Source organism: Paenibacillus sp. J31R109 (assembly GCF_059692055.1).
Genome location: NZ_JCAUAR010000010.1, coordinates 36961 through 56903 on the forward strand (window position 1 = coordinate 36961; position 19943 = coordinate 56903).

Below are 19943 nucleotides of genomic sequence, written 5' to 3' on the forward strand. Positions count from 1 at the left end.
TCTTTCCCTATTGTATGGTAAAATGAAGCAAATGCCTATGTAAAAAACTACGATTGAAGTCCGTAGTAGCCAAAATGATATAACTAGGAGTCTCACTATGATACGAACACTTGCCGTCACAACCGACTACTCCGTGATACATGATCTTCCTCTTGAGGAGCTTGCCGCGCCATCAATTCGTTGGTACTGGGTTGATTTCTTTAACCCAGATGAGCAGGAAGCCGCAGAGCTAAAGGATCATTTTCATTTTCATCCCCTCGCCATTGAGGACTGCTTTCATTTCATGCAACGACCAAAAATCGATCATTATACAGATGTTCATTTCTTTGTCATGCATGCCATTAATGCGAAGACTCTGGAAGCGGAAGAAGTCGATATGTTCCTCGGGAGCAACTATATCGTCACGTTTCATTTGCATGAATCCAGAGAAATAGAAGATGCCTGGACTCGCGTATCCCAGCAAGTAAACATGCGAAACCAGGGCCAGATCTATGCCGCGTATTTAATTCTAGATAATCTTGTCGATCATTATTTCCCTGGTGTCTATCAAATTGAAGATGCACTTGATGATATGGAAAACAACATGAAGGCAGAAGCTATTGATGCATTAATGAATCAAGTTTTTGAAATTCGTTCCCAGCTATTGCAGTTACGCCGAACAATTGTCCCGATGCGTGACCTTCTGTACCGAATTATTAGTACGGATCGGATTGAGCAGGTACGTGAGCATCTCGTCTTTTTCACGGATATCCACGATCATCTACTTAAGCTGTCTGAAATGATTGACTCGAATCGCGAGATTACTGCTGACATACGTGACAGTTACATCTCACTTAACTCGAACCGTATGAACACGATTATGAAAACATTGACGGTGATTACAACGATTTTCATGCCATTAACGTTTATTGCTGGTATCTATGGTATGAATTTTAGCTATATGCCTGAGTTAGCGTGGCATTGGGGATATTTTGCCGTACTCATCATCATGGTGGGCATTGGATTAGGCATGTTCGGCTGGTTCCAGAAGAAGGGTTGGTTTAAATAGTAATGAAGAAGTTACCAGTACCAGAGCTGCAGAGTCCTGAACCTTCGGAGGAGCAACCATTCAGCTATGCTATTGATGATTATACGAATCATTTCCTAGCTACCTACCCTGTACACAGTGAATTTCGGACGATTCCGCTCGAACAGCAGTTGCTGCATTCACATAATGGCTATGAAATCTACCTTGTCCTGCAGGGCAGCGGCACCTACCTTGTTGGTGATCGCATATATCCACTACATGCTGGGAGTTTAACGATCATTCATCCCCATGTCATTCATCGACCGTTCCACGGACAAAGCAAAGAATTCCACCGCTATGTCTTATCCATAGATGAGTCTTATTTAGATCACCTGCACACGATTTGTCAGTTGTCGGATTTATCCATTTCCCGGCTGCTTACCAAGCATCATCCAGATTCCAGTCATTATTTCCTGAGCGCTCAACAGTTAGATCGTGTCCAGTCGATATTCGCTGAGCTGACACAGGCTTTACTCACGCGTGAGATGGGTTATGAGCTCGTTGTGCTGCGAAGTATCGCTGACTTTTTCCTTATCCTATTTGGCTTGCAGGATGAGCAAGGTGAGCATGTATCGAAACCTACAGGCTTCCATCATCTCGCCCATGATGTACTTTCCTACTTGATTGGGCATTATCAAGAGTCCTTGTTGATTGAGGATATCGTATCGCGTTTTCCCGTATCGCGTTCGCAGCTTTTCACCTTATTTAAAGAAACCACGGGTACGACCATTAAACAATTCCTGATTGAGTATCGCTTGAATAAAGCAAAGCGCTTGCTGATGGAGACGGATTTGGCCGTCTCTGAGGTTTCATCAACCGTCGGTTTTGGCGACATGTCGCATTTCTTCCATATATTTAAAAAGGAAACAGGAATGACACCGAAGCAGTATCGTATCGAGGCTTTAAAACGGAAGAACAGGACATTGTGGTAATGATGACCAACTCGACAAAAAAGAGGTACAGGATATCCTCCCTGTACCTCTTTCGTGACTCCCTTTTCAAATTGCGTTAACACTTACCTCATTTGCAGTAAGTTTTGCGGCAGCTGTACCCGATTATTCCGATAAAAATCATTTGTCTTCCCCGGTACTGTTGGCACCGTAATCGACATCTGATCTTCCTTGGTCGATATTGTAGCTGTCACAGAATTTCCCGCTTGTCGAACATCAATCACCGGCAGTTGGTCATCCGCATTGCCAAGGGAAAGTTGGAACAGCCAGACAGCTTTTTGAATCGCGTGGAAATCAAACGCCTTCTCCTCACCCGCATACACGACATAATCCAAATAAAGCTCATCTCCACTGCGTTCTGCTGCAACCTCAAGAGAGCCGTAATCGGACTCCTCCAGAATAGCTTCTATACGAAGCTGCGTATCTCCAAGTAACGTCGTCAGACGTTTCCCCTCCACCAAAGTAGGCAGCTCGAGTTCTTGCAGATCACCGCCGAGCAACAATCGAATACGCAGATCCTTCGCTTGGAATTTGCCGTTGATCACATCCAAATCCTGATGCCAATCGCCATTATCCGTCGCCAAATTAAAGCTATACAGCACCTGATTACGTGATTGCACGCCCGTGAAAATGGCAGAGCAGAAGTCACGGCCATCTTTTAAAAACTGCAGCTGAACGAATACTTTCTTCCCGCCGACATCCACGAAGGCTAATAAATTACGACGTTGATTCCACATACTCCCGATCGTGTAGCTTCCGAGCGAAAGCTTGTCATTTTGATACGTCGTCGCATAGTTTTGATACCCAGTCTCTGCTACCAGCAACGTTGGCTCCATGAAATACCGTTCCTCATTAGAGCTAAAATAAGCATGATACTGCTCTGGACACTTTATCCCTGTCGTTTCCTTGGTAAGTGCATTTCCCAGGAAATGCTTCTCTCGCTCTGTCATTAACGTGGAATAAGTCCGACTGTATGGGCCACCCCACTCGCCAGTAGCTGGATGGTAATGCTTCGCAATCATCCCCCAAGCAATATCCAATAGCTGCTCAGCAAGCGCTACAGCCTCCGTAGAATGCGACTCCTGATAAATGCTATCCAGCTCTTCAATTGCAAGTGGTGAATAACATGGACTGTTGTATTCCGAGAACGTACCGATACTTGAAGTAAACACATGGAATCGCTTCAAGCGCTGTTCCCCATAACTCTGAATCTCATGATCTCCCAACAGCTCGCCACCAACCAGTGTTACAAATGCCCCCATGATCGCAATGTTCGTATAATGAGGTCCCACATTTCGAATCATGATGGCTTGGCAAGCGTGATAAATCGCCTCACGAATCTGATTCACCAATGATTGCGGAAGGGAGTCTGCATACTTTTTCAAAATAAGAACCAAACGCTTTCCATGGAAATCCGCCATGTTCCAGTCCGGACGATCCATTTCATCTAGCGATTCTTCATAAAAATAAGGCCAGATCCCGTAAGAAGCACGAGTTGCATCTTGATCCTGTTGAGCAATGACGACCTCGAGAATCTCTGCCGCCCTAAGTGAATAGGCTTCTCCACCGTAGCGGAGTAGATCGTACGCATAACAAGTGGAAGGATACAAAGCGTATACAATAGGATGCTGCTCTGGCTTGAGCGCCGTATGATACGTTGCCGTGAGAGGAGTACGAACTAACTTAACGCCTGCATCATACTGCTTCTCCGCAGCCTGAATTGCCTTTAATATTCCATCTCTATCCATGTTTCACCATCTCCATTTGAAGTACTTTCGCGAACAGCATGAGTACGAGACCTTGTCCGTAAAGCGTTGGGTACGTTGGGATATCGTCTTGATAAGCCTGAATCGTTGGCATCACGGGTGTGCCGCCGGACACCCCATTCACGACACCTTCCTCCGTAATATATGGAAAAATGGAAGTAAACACCCGCTCCACGGAAGTAGCAGTCTCTTCCCGACGAGGAATTAAGCCCTGCTCCATCCCTTTCAATAAACCATAGGCAATACCCGCACTTCCTGACACTTCCCTATCAAAATGAGGCTGATCCATGACCGTACTCCACAGCCCATCTTCCTGCTGGTACGCCAGCAATCCGCTCATGAGGCGTCCATATCTCTCCTGAAGTTCATCTGGAATCACAACCAACTGTTTGATTTCTTCCACGATTAGTGGAATACCTGCTGCGATCCAGGCATTCGCTCTTGTCCAACGTGCGGCCGACATATGATCCCCAGAGGCGCAATTCCAGCCATGGAAAAGCACATTCGTCTCGTCATCCTGCAGCACACGAAGGTGAATCAACACCTGCTTCAACGCCTCTTCTGCATAAGTGGTATTGCCGACTAAAGAAGCCGTTCTCGCTAGAAACAGGACCGCCATAAAAATCGTATCCGCCCACACCTGTTCAGCGAATGCCACATTCTCCGTAACCGTGTGCTCGAAGGCATCTTCCCTTGTTCGCGGCGTTTCCTTAATTAGCCATTCAGCTACGCGAACCGCTTCATCTCGGAACCATTCATCATGAGTAGCACGGTATAGTGCTGGGAAAATCGCATAAGGCGCGATCGAATTGATAACCTTGGTGCCTTTAGCTTTTTCACTATTCAGCTTCACCCATTCCTGCAAATAGGCCATTACTTCTGTATGGCGAGTAGCCTCGTAATATTCCAACATCGCAATCACACCCACACCTGGTACCCAGTCCCAGTGATGAATGTCCATTCCCCATTCACCGGAATGATCCTTTATCATTTCTTGCCATACCTTATTCGCGTTGTTTGCATACGTAGAATTCATTGCTTCAGCAGCTCCCTCTTCTTAAATGACTATCTACAGCGTAGCATCATTCGCATAAGAGTTGCTTGGGCTTCCGTCTCAAAAACATGGGGAATCGTCCAGAAAAACGTACCGAATTATCACAAAACTTTTCCTGCTGCTATTTTACCCTTATACTAAATGGATACAACTGGTAAATGGAGGTATAGACGATGGCTTGGTCTGAATTACATAAAGTGCCTAATGAATACAGTGATGAAATGAGGAAGATTGATGAATCCCTTCTTCAGCTTTTAACAGAGCGCAAATCCCTTGCAAAAGAAAGACGGTTTTACCCAGAGAAGGAAGTCTTGCAAGAATGGTCTGCTCGATTCGGGATCGAGATCCCACAGATCAACTGGCTGCTGAACAGTCTGAATGAGCATTACCCTGTCATGCCGAATGAACCAGGTGATTTGGAGCATGTGATGCCCATCATGAAGACATCGGTGGTTGGTGACTTTGCATATACATTGACACATGCGATGCAGCATCAGCACAGTAGTATTGTTTACGTCGAAATTAAGCTCCGTCCAATTGATGCACATTTCAGCAACTTCCGTCCACAGCTCCAACTTGATATTCAAGGAAGTGAACACTATCGCATCGTCAGAAATGGTTCAAGAGGTGGTGGCGGTCAGACACAAATCACCTATCTCGTCACACCTCGTTTACCTGATCATGTGGAGGGTCTGCATTTTGCCTTAATTCCGTATGCCAGCCCGATGGAGTCTCCGCCTAAGGAGATTATTTTGGATCAGGAGGTTCAGTTTGATTAATATAGAGGAAACTCACGCTCTGACAGCAAAAAAAGCCCATCACTGGGCTTTTCTTGTTTCATATACATCATTCTATGTTACTAATTGCTATGGTAACTGTCAGTGCTGCAAGATATAAGGCCAGAGGTGAACGTCTGCGCTTTGCGAGTTTTTTACTCAAACTTCATCCCTCCTAGATGTAAATTCTTCATAAGAAGATTTAACCAATCTAGCGAGGGATGAATCATTTTCGTAACTTCATAAAAAAAGGAACCCAGCCAACGGGGCCGGGTTCTAAAAAGTTTATATTAAAAAGGGGGTCTTGTTTATTATATTACCAAGTGAACATTATGGAACCATAACAGGAATATTTCATTTCTGTTACAAAATAGAAAACGCTTTATTATATGCAAAATCCTCCCACAATTTTAGTTGCACCTTTCACCTATGTGGCATATACTAAATACATGTTAATTAGAATGATTCTAAATAAGGAGGAACCCTATGAGCGTCGAGTATGACTATCATCATCTCCACCATGTGAAAGTACAAAGTAAGTCAAGAAAAACCCTGTGGGTCACCCTCATGTTAACTGCATTTTTTACGATTGTTGAAATTGTCGGTGGGGTGCTCTCGAATTCCCTGGCTCTTTTGTCCGATTCTGCCCATATGATTTCAGACGTCATTGCATTAGGTCTAAGCATGGTGGCCATACATTTAGCTACGCGTCAGCCTAACGCCCGCTTCACTTTTGGATTCCTGCGCTTTGAGATTATCGCTTCATTTCTCAACGGATTAGCACTGTGTATGATCGCATTGGGTATTTTTATCGAAGGTGTCCAGCGTGTCATCCACCCTCAACCCATACAATTGGGTCTTATGCTTGGCATTGCTTCCATTGGTTTCGTCGTTAACCTCGTGCTCACACTTGTTCTCCATAACAGCGTTAAGGAGGAAGATAATCTGAATGTGCAGAGCGCACTTTGGCACTTTTTTGGCGACTTACTAAGCTCTGTTGGTGTCATCATTTCAGCTATTATCATTTATTACTCTGGCCTCCTCTGGTTCGATCCGCTGATTTCGATGGTCATTGGGGGCATTATTTTTACAGGTGGGGGCAAAATTATCCGAGAATCCTTCATGATCCTGATGGAATCTGTCCCTGAAAGGTTTAATTTAGATGAAATCCGCTCCGTTATCGCGAAGGTAGAAGGCGTAGAAGATGTGCATGAAATGCATCTCTGGGCGGTTTCGACCGACCATTATTCGCTGACTGCCCATGTGTTCATTAGCCCGAACATACAACCGTTCTGCGTCATTTTGGCCATTAATGAAACGCTAAAAAGCAAGTATGGCATCGAGCATGCCACGATTCAAGTCGAGCACGCCGACATTAATCCGCATGGCACGTACGGAAAGGATTTTCTGCGACAGCAAAAACAGATCAAACAACAAACAAACCGTACATCACCTCTTCCGAAGTGATGTACGGTTTTATTTATTCTGCGTCGAGTTCCGCACAACCATTTCCATATCGATGAGCAACTCGTGCCCCTTCATTTGGGCTAAATACGAATCGAGTAGCTTCGCACTTTCCTCATCCAACTCTTCCCCTATCTGCCGCATGAGGAAAGCCGCGACTAAACGAGTTTGCAGCTCCACCGGCATCTCAAAGCTCGTAATGGACGGAAAGCTCGCTTTGGCAAAATGCTCATTATCCATCCCAATAAGTTGCACATCCTCGGGAACACGGATACCTCGCGCATGGCATTCAGCAATCAACTCCAACGCTAGGGCATCATTGAATGTGTAAATACCAATAGGCCTCATCTCGCCGCTCACACGCAAGGCTTCATCTAAGGTTTCTGATACTCCTAGCTCGCCAGCATCCAAAAGTGCATGCACGGTTGACTCTGTTTGATCGCCCAGCCCTGCTAGAAAACCTTCGATCCGCTGCTCATTGGCGCCCATTCCCTTACGTCTGCCCGCATAGAAGACAGCTCGACAGCCATGTGCAAGGAAGTACTGTACAGCCTGACTCGATGCCTTGGCAAAATCCAAATTTACCGCCAGCTTCGTAATCTCATTCGGCCAGTCCCAGCCGTTAAATATGACGAGCGGCGTACCTTCGCCGACCAACTGCTGCGTGGAATGCATACTGATGGCCAAACCATGTGAGACCAACCCGTCCACACGCCTTTGTAATAAATGCTCAATATGCCGCGTCTCAACCTCAGGGTCCATGCCTGCAGCTGAAAACACGGATAAATGATAACCATAGCTGTGAAACCTCTGTTCCAGCTTTTCTGCAAATCTGCCATAATACCCGCCAAAATGCGGGAGAATTAGCCCCAACTCATTCGAGCGCCGCCGGCTCAAATTGGTCGCCATCACGTTCCGACGGTAACCTAACCGCGCAACCGCTTCATCGACTTTGCGGATCGTTTCCGGTGACATTGGAACTTTTCTGCGATTAATCACATTCGACACCGTCGCAATGGACACACCTGCCTCAGTGGCAACATCGACGATGGTAGCTTGTTTGTTTTTTTTCATCCCATGCCCTCATTCTTGAAACGCTTAAACATATTGTAGCTAGAAGCAATTGGATCGTCAAATGACTGGCCTTCTTATTGCGCAAATCCAAAAGTCCCTATCCCATTTAGCATATCCACCAAATTTCCCTCCTCTCTACTTACTGAAAAATAAGCTCCATAGTATGATGAATCTAACTGAACTAATGATTCGCATATCTACCCATTTTGAACAAAGAGGTGACCTCGCATGTATCATGTACCCGCAGAGAAGATCGCATTTTATGAAGAAAATGGCTTTGTCCAGTTAGAAGGTGTCATGTCTGAAAAAGAAATGAACGAGCTTAGCGCTTACCTCGACGAGGTCATGGCGATCGAAGGCGATCACACGAGCAGTGTGGACAAGGACTCTGACTACTTCAAAATTTTGAACAGCAAAATGAATACGTGGCGCGATTCCGCAGGTATGGCTCTCTATGTGTTAAGTCCGAAGCTTGCTGATATCGCGAGACAATTTTCAGATTCATCAGGCGTCCGCTTATTCCATGATCAAGCTTTCTGGAAAATGCCCGGAGACTCCAAACCTACGCCTTGGCATCAAGATGCTACCTATTTTCCGATGCATGAATCGAATGTGCTCACCTTATGGCTGCCTATGCATGATGTTGATGAAGTCAACGGGTGCTTATCGTTCATCCCAGGCTCTCACAAAGAAGGCAAACTGACCAATGTCGACTTCCTACATCCCATTGATTTACTTGAACTATCCAAGGAAACTAGCACCAACCTCCGTCGCCCGGTCAACGTACCTCTTACGCGTGGCAGCTTCACACTTCACCATGGACTCACCTTTCATTATGCACATGCCAATAAGTCCGACAAAGCGCGTCGCGTGTTAACCATCGTCTACATGCCGGAGAATGCTACCTTTGATGGTAAAAGCAACCACGAGTTAACCCGTAGCAGCGCCTTTCAGGAAGGCGATCTCCTGCGTGGCCGACTATTTCCCGTATTAGCGTCAGCTCCTCAGTCCGAATAGTTTCCTCCTATGCAAAAAAGGGTACTACAGCAGATTCATCTGCATGTAGTACCCTTTTGTATTACTCGTCGTGATGCCCAATCAACGAAATAATCTGCTTCTTCAGCTTCACAAAAGCTTCCGAGTCCTTCACATCCTCTACTTGCCGCAGTCCGTGCGGGATGACAATCTCACTGCGAATCGTTCCAGGATGCGCCTGCATCACATACACCCGTTGCGATAAAAAGATGGCTTCCTCGATATCGTGCGTGATGAAAACAACCGTCGTTTTCTCCTTTTCCCAAATGCGCAGCAACAGCTCCTGCATGGCATTCTTCGTTTGCGGATCAAGCGCTCCAAACGGTTCATCCATCAGCAGCACATCCGGATTATTCGCCAACGCTCGCGCGATGGCAACCCGCTGCTTCATGCCACCCGACAGCTCCTTCGGCAGTGATTTTGCGAATTTCTGCAAACCGACAAGCTCCATGAAATGATCGGATATGGCTCTCTTTTCAAACAAAGGAACTCCCTTTAGCGTCAAGCCGAACTCGATATTCTCTCGCACAGATAACCAGGGAAACAAGGTATAGCTCTGAAAAACCATGCCTCTATCGGCACCTGGACCCTCAATTTCATGACCATTGATACTCAAATCCCCCATCGTCAAGGGCTCCAAACCAGCAATGATACGTAATAAAGATGACTTTCCACAGCCTGAAGGACCAACGAAACTAACAAATTCATGGGCATCTACATGAAAGGATACACGATCCAAAGCGACGAACTGCGATTTCTTCGAACTGTAAACCTTCGTAACCTCGACAGCATCTATTTTACGCACCGCTGCACTTTTCCCAGATGAGGGCGCGCTGTTATCTACTAGATTCAAAGCTTCCATCTTAACGCCCTCCTTCCAACCATGGGAAAAACCGCTTATGACAATAAGCAAATGTGCGATCCGTTAATAAGCCTAGCAATCCTATCGCAATAATGCCTACAAAAATTTGATCCGTGTTCAGAAACCTCTGCGCCTTCATAATCGAAAATCCAAGACCACTGCTAGCTGCAACCAACTCTGCAACTACCAGATACGTCCATGCCCACCCAATGATTAAGCGCAGCGTGTTCATCAAATCTGGCAATAGTGCTGGAATCAGCACCTTTTCGATCACCTGCCACCGTTTCGCGCCAAGCGTATAGGAGGTTTGTAGCAAATCATTGGACACCGACCGTGTATTGTCTGCAACCATCAACATCAGCTGGAAGAAGCATCCCAAGAAGATAACGAGAATTTTCGCCCATTCGCCAATCCCCGCCCATACCATAATCAAAGGAATGAATGCCGTCGCAGGCATATACCGAATGAATTCAGCGCCAGGTACAAACAATGCCTCAGCAAACCGGAATGTTCCCGCCAAAATCCCGAGTGGAATCCCGATTAAACAAGCAAGCAAGAATCCACCGCCAACTCGGAAAATACTAATCCAAACATGATCCCAGAACACGGGGTTCTGTAATTGAATCCCAAACTGCCGTAGTACCTGGTCAGGCGTTGGAAGAAAGGTGCGATTAACGAATTCGCCGTAGCTCATTACACTCCATAATAATAAGACTATCGCAACAATAAGTACGACACCAGACAAATAGGCTCTACGGCTTATCTCACCTCGTATGGCAAACAATGTAGACTTACGTCTTCTTTTCATCAGTGTTTCCATCTGCAGTCCTCCTGTTCAGCCTTTATTTCTTGCGTTCCTTCATAACTTCCTCAACAAAATGGCCGTCCAAGAAGGTTTCCGCTTTCGGTATTGTGCTAAGCATATCCAAGCCTTTTAAGAATTCGGCTGTTTTCACAGAAGTAAAGGCTAGAGACTCATAGGAATCCCCTTTGGCGAAAGCTTTGACGTTATCCTCCAGCTGGAATATCTTCACGCTATCCACACCAGCTTTGTATTCATCGACAGGCGTCTCTGCAGCTTTGGCCATAATTTTCAGAGACTCCTCTGGATTAGCTTTCCAGTAGTCCAAAGCATCGAACCAAGCGTTAATGATCTTTTTCACATCGTCTGGGCGATTCTTCGTAATTTCTTCCTTAAACACCAGCAAGTCTGGGATCAACCCAGGTGTATCCTTGGATGAGAAGAGCAGTTTCCCTTTCCCCTCTTGAATGGCTTTGCTTAGGAAAGGCTCCCAGAGTACTGCAGCATCCAGATTGCCCGCTATGAACGCTGGCCCTGCATCGTTGACTGTCATATTCGTATATGAGACATCCTTCTCGGCTAATCCTGCTTTCTCAAGCGCTGTCAGCATCAGAAGATGATCGACTGTTCCAAGCTCTGTAGCGACTTTCTTCCCTTTCAAATCTTTCAAAGAATTAATACTTGGCTTCACGACCACACCGTCGCCGCCATTGGAGTTATCATTAACCAGCACAGCTTTCAGCTTAATGCCTTTGCTTGCTGGAGCTAGTGTATCGCTCAACGTTTGACTATTTGCATCCACTTTACCTGAAGCGAGTGCGGATAAGGAGTCACTGTATACAGGGAACCAGACCAGATCCACGTTCACGCCATTCTTCTCAAAAAAGCCCTTCTCCTTCACGAGGTACCACACGAACCAGCCCGGCCATGGACTAAGCGCCAACTTAATTGGCTCTTTGCTGCCTCCAGCTGACGTACTCGCTTCTTTGCTGCCACACCCGCTGATTACTGTAAAAGTTAATAATACCGCCAACATCAGAAATATTGTTTTTTGTCTCATTCTCCGAACTCCCTCTCTGTATAAAATGATAAGGAAAAAGCCCGGAATGATATCATATCCTGATATCCTCCCGGGCTTTTATCCCTCCGTGTGCACGATGAGGTACTCATCGTGTGTCTTCTCTTGGACCTGACCGATAGCCTTCATTCTATCGCGGAACCCTAGAAAACAAGTTTGCTATGCGGTTGTTTCTTCGTTGTCTTACTTTTGTCTATATCATACTTAGATTAGCGAGTCATGTCAATATATATAACACAAATAAATAAAAGGTTGTCAAAAAGCTCTTATGCGTAATATTATATAACATATATATGAGCTATTCGGAGGTGTCGCGATGCTTTCGATTCATTTCCACATTCTTATGTTAGATAAGAAGACTATCCCACCTGCCGTGACGCCATCAATTGATTTCCCCTATAAATAATCATGATGCAAGTGTAAGCGTGTCAATCCCCGCAGCTCACTAACCTCTACACATGATGAAGATGACCTGAGTGTCTGACTCAGGTCTTTTTGTTGTTCCAATACAGGAGACTCTGCGGGGAGTATCTGTGTACCTATTCCCGGCACCGACTGAGTGACATACACCCAATCCTTCTCACAATCTCCCACTACCCTCTTGCTTCTCACTATCTCTACTATCCCCTTCGCTCAGGTTACAATTTTCATTCCAACATTCAGCAGCCTTTTCTTCTGAGCCAAAGGGATAGTGCCAATAGTCCGATGAATATGAGACACACTCCACCGCAAAAAAAAGCCCAGCACCCCAAAGGGTGCCAGGCTTTTATCTGTCAGCGCAACTTAACTTACACGCCTAACCATTTCTTGAACAAGTGCTTCGTCGTATCCAAATTCAACGCTGCGATCGACGTTGTAAGTGGAATCCCTTTCGGACAGGAGCGTACGCAGTTCTGCGAGTTACCGCAGCCTTCGATACCGCCATCTGTCATCAGCGTATCCAAACGCTCGTCTTTGTTCATCTCACCTGTTGGGTGAGCGTTGAAGAGACGAACTTGCGATAATGCGGAAGGCCCGATAAACGAGTTTTTGTCGTTAACGTTCGGACAAGCTTCCAAACACACGCCGCATGTCATACATTTGGACAACTCATAAGCCCATTGACGCTTCGACTCGGCCATACGCGGTCCAGGACCAAGATCGTATGTTCCATCGATTGGAACCCATGCCTTAACCTTTTTCAACGCGTTGAACATGCGTCCACGATCGATTACAAGGTCACGCATAACGGGGAACGTGCTCATAGGTGCTACGCGAATTGGCTGCTCCAGCTTATCTACAAGCGCGGAACAAGCTTGGCGAGGCTTCCCATTGATAACCATGGAACAAGCGCCGCATACTTCCTCCAGACAGTTGGATTCCCAACATACGGGTGTTGTTTTCTCGCCATTCGCATTTTTAGGATTACGTTGAACTTCCATCAAACCGCTGATCACGTTCATGTTCGCGCGGTAAGGAATTTCAAACTCCTCTGTATAAGGTTTAGAATCCGGACTCTCTTGACGAGTCACGATAAACTTCACAGTTTTCGTTGCACTTAGTGTCTCCGCCATGATCAGGATCCCTCCTTTTTCTTCTCCGTGGAGTAGTCACGTTTACGAGGTTTAATCAACGATACATCAATTTCATCATACGAAATCTTAGGACCATCTGGCGTCCAGTCGGCGATTGTCGTTTTCATGAAGTTATCATCATCACGTTCTGGGAATTCTGGCTTGTAGTGCGCGCCGCGACTTTCATCACGCATCAAGGCGCCAACCGTCATCGCTTCAGCAAGCTCGAACATGTTCCAAAGCTGGCGTGTGAACGCAACACCTTGGTTGTTCCAACGTGCTGTATCTGTAATGTTGATGTTGTTGTAACGCTCTTTCAAGTCTTTGATCTTGCCAATCGTTTCTGTCAAACGATCGTTGTAACGCACAACTGTCATGTTCGCATTCATCATGTCACCAAGCTCTTTATGAAGCACGTACGCATTCTCCGTACCGTTGTTCATTTTGAGCAAGCTTTCATAACGATCTGTATGACGTTTCTTCTCACGGTCATAGATGATCGATGATGTATCATCCGCATGTTTGGATAAACCGCGAATGTACTCAACCGCTTTAGGACCAGAAACCATACCGTCATAGATAGCAGAAACAAGGGAGTTCGCGCCCAAACGGTTTGCACCGTGATGCTGATACTCACACTCACCTGCTGCGAATAGACCAGGTACGTTCGTCATCATGTTATAGTCAACCCACATGCCGCCCATCGAATAATGAACAGCTGGGAAAATCTTCATTGGAATTTTACGCGGGTCGTCGCCCATGAACTTCTCGTAAATTTCCATAATACCGCCGAGCTTAATATCAAGCTCTTTCGGGTCTTTATGAGAAAGATCCAAGTAAACCATGTTCTCGCCGTTAATCCCTAGTTTCTGATCAATACACACGGAGAAGATCTCGCGCGTTGCAATATCACGAGGAACAAGGTTACCGTACGCTGGGTATTTCTCTTCAAGGAAGTACCAAGGCTTACCGTCTTTGTATGTCCAAATACGACCGCCCTCACCACGTGCAGATTCGGACATCAAGCGCAGCTTGTCGTCTCCAGGAATCGCCGTTGGATGAATTTGAATCATTTCACCGTTAGCGTATTTCACACCTTGTTGGTAAACCGCGCTTGCAGCTGTACCTGTGTTAATTACGGAGTTCGTTGTTTTGCCGAAAATGATACCAGGACCACCTGTTGCCAAGATGACTGCATCTGATGGGAACGTTTGAATTTCCATGCTGCGCAAATCTTGTGCGGCGATACCACGGCATACACCGTCGTCATCAATAACAGAACCGAGGAATTCCCAGTGTTCGAATTTCGTTACGAGACCTGCTGTTTCCCAACGACGTACTTGCTCATCCAGAGCATATAGAAGTTGTTGACCTGTCGTTGCACCAGCAAATGCTGTACGGTGATATTTGGTACCACCGAAACGACGGAAATCAAGCAAACCTTCTGGTGTACGGTTAAACATAACGCCCATCCGGTCCATCAAGTGAATGATACCTGGAGCCGCGTCACATAATGCTTTAACTGGAGGTTGATTCGCTAAGAAATCTCCTCCGTATACTGTATCATCAAAGTGCTCCCATGTGGAGTCACCTTCACCCTTCGTATTCACCGCACCGTTAATGCCGCCTTGCGCACATACGGAGTGGGAACGTTTAACAGGAACCAAGGAGAACAATTGCACATGAACTCCGGCCTCTGCCGCTTTAATTGTCGCCATGAGTCCCGCAAGGCCTCCGCCGACGACGATGATTTTTGAATTAGCCACTTCTGTTCACCCTCCCTTATTTCCCCGTATGCGCTTCTACTGGAACTGAAAATTCTGTACCTGTAAATGCAGTTAATGACATAATAAACATTACTGTCATTAGAACGAACAAGCCCATTGTAATGATGGTCGAAAAGCGTTGCGCACGCGGTCCAACTGTAATACCCCAGCTAACAAGGAATGACCATAGGCCGTTCGTGAAATGGAATGTTGCGGATACAATCCCGATCAAGTATAGCGTGAAAACTACTGGATTCGTTGCAATATCATGCATCGTGTTCCCAAGTGCCTCATGCGCCACATTGCCTAACGCAACCTGAATACGAGTCTCGAATAGATGCCATGCAATGAACAAGAAAGTAAGTACCCCTGTTACACGTTGCAACATAAACATCGTATTACGGAAATACCCGTAGCTAGATACGTTATTACGTGATTGATAGGCTACATAAAGTCCATAAACGGCATGGTAAAGAAGTGGAAGCCAAATCCCCACGATTTCCAATAACAATCTCAACGGCAAATCGTTCAACCAGTTAATTTGATCCAGAAAGGCTTCAGGTCCTTTGGTAGCTTCATAATTAGTGAGCAAATGCTCAATAAGGAAGAAGCCCACTGGAATGACACCTAGTAACGAGTGGATCTTACGAAAGTAATACGAATTACTCATAATGTAACCAATTCCCCCCTCAACAAAATTCAAACACAATTAACATCCGACAAGTTTTGACAAAAACAAGCCACATATCATTGTACTCTCGCCGCAAACGAGCGTCAACCCATAATCATCCACGCCTATTTTGCCAATTCATTCAATGATTATACACAAAGGTTCACGAAATATAGATAATTTGTGACATGTACATCGTACCTCTTTCATGCTTATAATGGAAGTGCCGTTTTTTTATATCTACTTATAACTATTTCACATATAGAGGCGAGGTAAACGTATGGAGCTGTTAGATGTTTTCGCCATTGTTGTCGAACAAGTCAGTCTTAACAAAGCGTCACAATTATTAAACATTTCACAACCTGCACTTTCACGGAAAATTATGAAGCTGGAAGATGAGCTTGGCGTGGAGCTTTTTATCCGGAAGGGAAAACGACTGGAGTTAACCAAAGCGGGGCAACTCTGCTATGATCACGCCTTGGAGAAACGTCTTCTTGAACGAAAGTTCAAGCAAGCTCTCCATAGCTTTAAAGCCGCTGGCAGTACTTCATCACTGACCATCGGCGCTTCACTTACAACACTCCAAGCTACACTGCCTGATCTGATCACCGATTACTTGCAGGATTATCCACTGACGGATATTAAGCTGCTAACTGGCAAAACCCATGAGATTGTCTCCTTAGTGAAAGACAACAAAGTGGATATCGGCATCGTTGCCTCTCAGATTAATGCGACAAGTCTGCATTGTGAACCACTGTTCGATGATCATCTCTGCTTAGTGCTCCCATCCGGACATCCTTTAATCGATCAGGCGGAAATTACAATGAAGGACTTAAATGAATTGCCGATGATCCTTTTTTCGAAAGGGACTTGGTACCGCATTTTGATGGACGAGCTATTCAATCGTTTCACGATCTTTCCTAACGTTCAAATGGAGATCGACTCCTTTGAAGCGATTATCCGGCTTGTTTCCACTTGCAAAACAGCGACATTATTACCCAAATCCTATTTGCGTGAAGATTTAATTCAGAATAATGAACTAATTTTGAGAGAACTCCAGGAACTGGAACAAACGAAGCGAACAACCTCGCTTATCTACTCCGATCACTCTGCTGACAATGCAGAATCCATGAAGTTCGTCGCCCAAGCTATCCAATACTTCGCTAAGCACCGCTAGCTCCGCCTATTACATGCGTACGAATTTATAACCAACACCCCAAACCGTCCGAATCCATTTCGGCTCTTTGGGGTTATCTTCAATCTTCTTCCGAAGATTCGCAATATGTACATCAATCGCCCTGTCCGTTACAAAAGAGTCAAAACCGCGAACCGTCTGCAATAAATCTTCCCGACTGTACACGCGCCCAGGGTTGTTGATGAAGCATTTCATAATCTCAAATTCGGAATAGGTCGTTTCTACGATCTCGCCATACACACTCATAGAACGCGTATTTATGTTGAGCGTTATTTTATCGTGTTTATCCATAACCGCCGATACGGCAGCCGTTTTAGGCACTTCAACTTCGTTCACATCTCGTGGTTCCGACTGTGTCGCCTGAAGCTGGTTCATGGATGGATACATCTTAGCTCGACGAATGAGCGCATGAGCCCTGGCAATCAATTCATGCATACTGAATGGCTTGCACATGAAATCATCCGCGCCTGCACCTAGCGCATTCACACGTTCCACGATTTTATTTTTCATCGAAACAATCATGATCGGTATACTTGAGTTTTCACGAACTTGTCGACATATCGCTAGCCCATCCATGTCTGGCAACACCCAATCCAACAGAATTAGATCTGGTTGAAATTGTGGGATCGCCGCGATGCCACTCATGCCATTCTCCTTACGGATGATATGAAAACCCTCTTCTTTCAAATACATCGTGACCATATCACCGATCATCGCATCATCTTCGATCATGAGTACCTTATACATGCGTTGTCCACCTTCATCAAAATTTCACTCGCTGCAGGACATGGAATGTGTGATCAGCCGATAACTTGACTTTCAAAATCATTAATCTGGTTGTTCGTTCCAATGAGTACCATGATGTCGTTCTCATTCACCTTGTCACCTGCTTGCGGTGCAATGATAACCCCTGTCTGCTTATTAATCGCCACAACACTGCAACCATACTTCGCTCGCGGATCCAACTCTTGAATTGTAAAGCCGCATAAACGTTTCGGCACCTTCAATTCAACAATTGTATAGTCCTTCGAAATTTCAATGTAATCTAATAAATTCGGGGTCACTAGCTGATGGGCTACACGAATGCCCATATCACGTTCCGGATAGACGACGCGATCGACGCCTAGTTTCGTCAGAACTTTTCCGTGAAGCTCGGATAACGCCTTGGCAACCACTTGGTTAACCCCTAAATCTTTCATCACAATGGCTGTCAAAATACTGGATTGAATATCATCCCCAATGGCGATGACAGCACAATCAAAATTACGAATACCTAAAGATTTGAGCACATCTTCATCCGTTGCATCCGCGACAACCGCATGTGTCAACTGATCACTCATATCGTTCACGACTTCTTCATCCATGTCAATCCCTAACACTTCATGTCCAAGCTTCATTAATTCTTTAGAAAGGCTTGACCCGAATCTGCCTAGCCCTACTACCACATATTGTTTCTTCTTCATCTTGCTGTAACCCCTATCCAATCGTAATTTTCCCCTCAGGGTATCTAAATAATTCTTTTTCCTGCTTTGGTTGCAGCGCATAGGCTAGTGTGACGGTTCCTAGACGCCCTGCAAACATCGTTATACTGATTAGCACCTTGCCAAATGCCGTTAACTCCGGCGTTAATCCCATGGTCAGGCCCACTGTACCGAATGCCGATGTAACCTCGAACAAGATTTTGATAAAGGACGAATCCTGCGTTGTAGATAAAATCATAGTGACGATAATAATTAAGAATAAGGACATCATGGTTAACGTAATGGCTTTAAGAATGCGATCTTTCGCTAAGCGATACCGGAAAACAACAATATCTTCTTTTCCACGAATCATGGTTATAATGGCGCTGATCAAAATCATAAAGGTAGTTACCTTGATGCCTCCGCCCGTCGATCCTGGAGAAGCACCAATAAACATAAGAATAATCATAAGGAATTGAGATGCCTGACGTAACGCACTAATATCGACCGTATTCGGACCTGCTGACCTTGTAGCTGCGGATTGGAAGAAGGATGAGAGCATTTTGGAACCAAATTCTAAGGAACCTAAGGTTCTGATATTTGTAAACTCGAATATAAAAATACCAAGTGCACCAACAACCAATAGTAATCCACTCATGCTGAGAACAACTTTGGAGTTCAAGGATAGCTTCTTCTTTTTGCGGAGATCCATCATATCGGAAATAACGATGAACCCAATTCCACCTAGGATGATCAACATGATAGCAACAAAGTTCACTACAATGTCACCCACATATCCGGTAAGAGAAACGAAAGGAGCATCAACCGTACCGAACAAATCAAAGCCAGCATTATTGAACATGGACACCGCATGCCAGATCCCGAAATAGAGTCCTTTGGCAAAGCCAAAATCAAACGAAAATCGAATGGTAAAAATGACTGCGGCAATCGCTTCAATGGTTAACGAATAAATGATAACTTTGCGAATGAGCCGTACGATCCCCTCCATGCTGCCTTGATTTAAGGCTTCCTGCAGGACAAGTCGTTCCTTCAAAGTGATTCGTTTCCGAAAAACGAAAGCGACTAGTGTGGCCATTGTCATAAAACCAAGCCCACCTACTTGAATCAAAGAAATGATGACGATTTGTCCAAACGTTGTAAATGAGCTCCCCGTGTCTACGACAATCAACCCTGTCACCGTGGTCGCAGATACAGAAGTAAATAGTGCATCAATAAAGGACAAGGACTGACCTGTCGCCGAGGCAAAAGGCAGCGTCAATAGCCCCGCTCCAATAAGGATAATCACAGCGAAACCTAAAACCAGTATTTGAGGAGGTGTTAGTCGCCATATATTCAGTTTTGTATTCATCGT

The 19943-nt window shown here is 45.3% G+C and carries 18 protein-coding genes and 1 riboswitch; of the genes, 6 read left to right on the top strand and 12 right to left on the bottom strand.

Annotation, left to right across the window (positions count from 1 at the left end):
• The first annotated feature begins 97 nt into the window (after positions 1 to 97).
• Both corA and AC58QT_RS22655 read left to right on the top strand, forming a co-directional pair.
• Positions 98 to 1048, top strand: a complete 951-nt coding sequence (gene corA, locus AC58QT_RS22650; protein ID WP_497411025.1) for a magnesium/cobalt transporter CorA — start codon at positions 98 to 100, stop codon at positions 1046 to 1048.
• 2 nt (positions 1049 to 1050) lie between these two features.
• Positions 1051 to 1998, top strand: a complete 948-nt coding sequence (locus AC58QT_RS22655) for a helix-turn-helix transcriptional regulator (RefSeq protein ID WP_497411026.1) — start codon at positions 1051 to 1053, stop codon at positions 1996 to 1998.
• Positions 1999 to 2081: 83 nt separating this feature from the next.
• On the opposite strand, the gene AC58QT_RS22660 is transcribed toward AC58QT_RS22655, so the two are convergent.
• Both AC58QT_RS22660 and AC58QT_RS22665 read right to left on the bottom strand, forming a co-directional pair.
• Positions 2082 to 3764 carry a DUF8769 domain-containing protein gene (locus AC58QT_RS22660; protein ID WP_497411027.1) on the bottom strand — a complete coding sequence of 561 codons (1683 nt, stop codon included), beginning with the start codon at positions 3762 to 3764 and terminating at the stop codon, positions 2082 to 2084.
• A complete protein-coding gene (locus AC58QT_RS22665; protein WP_497411028.1) occupies positions 3757 to 4818 on the bottom strand; it encodes a glycoside hydrolase family 88/105 protein in 1062 nt (353 codons plus the stop codon). The genes AC58QT_RS22660 and AC58QT_RS22665 overlap by 8 nt, the downstream gene beginning before the upstream one ends.
• A gap of 191 nt (positions 4819 to 5009) precedes the next feature.
• Between AC58QT_RS22665 and AC58QT_RS22670 the strand changes: the two genes are divergently transcribed.
• Positions 5010 to 5615 carry a hypothetical protein gene (locus AC58QT_RS22670; RefSeq protein WP_497411029.1) on the top strand — a complete coding sequence of 202 codons (606 nt, stop codon included), beginning with the start codon at positions 5010 to 5012 and terminating at the stop codon, positions 5613 to 5615.
• A gap of 483 nt (positions 5616 to 6098) precedes the next feature.
• Positions 6099 to 7079, top strand: coding sequence for a cation diffusion facilitator family transporter (locus AC58QT_RS22675; RefSeq protein ID WP_310502328.1), 981 nt, complete (start codon positions 6099 to 6101; stop codon positions 7077 to 7079).
• Between the two features lie 9 nt (positions 7080 to 7088).
• Here AC58QT_RS22675 and AC58QT_RS22680 read toward each other — a convergent pair whose 3' ends face one another.
• The gene (locus AC58QT_RS22680) at positions 7089 to 8150 is read right to left on the bottom strand and encodes a LacI family DNA-binding transcriptional regulator (protein WP_497411030.1); all 1062 of its coding nucleotides are present in this window, start codon (positions 8148 to 8150) and stop codon (positions 7089 to 7091) included.
• Positions 8151 to 8378: 228 nt separating this feature from the next.
• Between AC58QT_RS22680 and AC58QT_RS22685 the strand changes: the two genes are divergently transcribed.
• The gene (locus tag AC58QT_RS22685) at positions 8379 to 9167 is read left to right on the top strand and encodes a phytanoyl-CoA dioxygenase family protein (protein ID WP_497411031.1); all 789 of its coding nucleotides are present in this window, start codon (positions 8379 to 8381) and stop codon (positions 9165 to 9167) included.
• Between the two features lie 61 nt (positions 9168 to 9228).
• Here AC58QT_RS22685 and AC58QT_RS22690 read toward each other — a convergent pair whose 3' ends face one another.
• From AC58QT_RS22690 to AC58QT_RS22715, 6 genes are all read right to left on the bottom strand, one after another.
• A complete protein-coding gene (locus tag AC58QT_RS22690) occupies positions 9229 to 10047 on the bottom strand; it encodes an ABC transporter ATP-binding protein (RefSeq protein WP_497411032.1) in 819 nt (272 codons plus the stop codon).
• Position 10048: 1 nt separating this feature from the next.
• Positions 10049 to 10867 (bottom strand): ABC transporter permease, encoded by an 819-nt coding sequence (locus tag AC58QT_RS22695; RefSeq protein WP_497411033.1) that lies wholly within the window; start codon positions 10865 to 10867, stop codon positions 10049 to 10051.
• Between the two features lie 22 nt (positions 10868 to 10889).
• Complete coding sequence (locus AC58QT_RS22700) at positions 10890 to 11909, bottom strand: ABC transporter substrate-binding protein (protein WP_497411034.1); 1020 nt, start codon at positions 11907 to 11909, stop codon at positions 10890 to 10892.
• A 65-nt stretch (positions 11910 to 11974) separates the two neighbouring features.
• A riboswitch (guanidine-I (ykkC/yxkD leader) is annotated at positions 11975 to 12085 on the bottom strand.
• A 630-nt stretch (positions 12086 to 12715) separates the two neighbouring features.
• Positions 12716 to 13480: a succinate dehydrogenase iron-sulfur subunit gene (sdhB, locus tag AC58QT_RS22705; protein ID WP_310502333.1), complete on the bottom strand. Its 765-nt coding sequence runs from the start codon at positions 13478 to 13480 to the stop codon at positions 12716 to 12718.
• Between the two features lie 2 nt (positions 13481 to 13482).
• Positions 13483 to 15246: a succinate dehydrogenase flavoprotein subunit gene (gene sdhA, locus AC58QT_RS22710; protein ID WP_497411035.1), complete on the bottom strand. Its 1764-nt coding sequence runs from the start codon at positions 15244 to 15246 to the stop codon at positions 13483 to 13485.
• A 16-nt stretch (positions 15247 to 15262) separates the two neighbouring features.
• Complete coding sequence (locus tag AC58QT_RS22715) at positions 15263 to 15919, bottom strand: succinate dehydrogenase cytochrome b558 subunit (RefSeq protein WP_310502379.1); 657 nt, start codon at positions 15917 to 15919, stop codon at positions 15263 to 15265.
• Between the two features lie 277 nt (positions 15920 to 16196).
• Between AC58QT_RS22715 and AC58QT_RS22720 the strand changes: the two genes are divergently transcribed.
• A complete protein-coding gene (locus AC58QT_RS22720; protein WP_497411036.1) occupies positions 16197 to 17093 on the top strand; it encodes a LysR family transcriptional regulator in 897 nt (298 codons plus the stop codon).
• Positions 17094 to 17102: 9 nt separating this feature from the next.
• Here the strand turns inward: AC58QT_RS22720 and AC58QT_RS22725 are convergent, their stop codons facing one another.
• Genes AC58QT_RS22725 through AC58QT_RS22735 form a run of 3 tightly spaced genes read right to left on the bottom strand, consistent with a single transcriptional unit; the run spans position 17103 to position 19940 of the window.
• The gene (locus AC58QT_RS22725; protein ID WP_310502336.1) at positions 17103 to 17858 is read right to left on the bottom strand and encodes a response regulator transcription factor; all 756 of its coding nucleotides are present in this window, start codon (positions 17856 to 17858) and stop codon (positions 17103 to 17105) included.
• A 53-nt stretch (positions 17859 to 17911) separates the two neighbouring features.
• Positions 17912 to 18574 (bottom strand): potassium channel family protein, encoded by a 663-nt coding sequence (locus AC58QT_RS22730; protein ID WP_310502337.1) that lies wholly within the window; start codon positions 18572 to 18574, stop codon positions 17912 to 17914.
• Positions 18575 to 18587: 13 nt separating this feature from the next.
• Entirely contained in the window at positions 18588 to 19940 is a 1353-nt protein-coding gene (locus tag AC58QT_RS22735) for a TrkH family potassium uptake protein (protein WP_497411037.1), read from the bottom strand.
• Between the last annotated feature and the right edge of the window lie 3 nt (positions 19941 to 19943).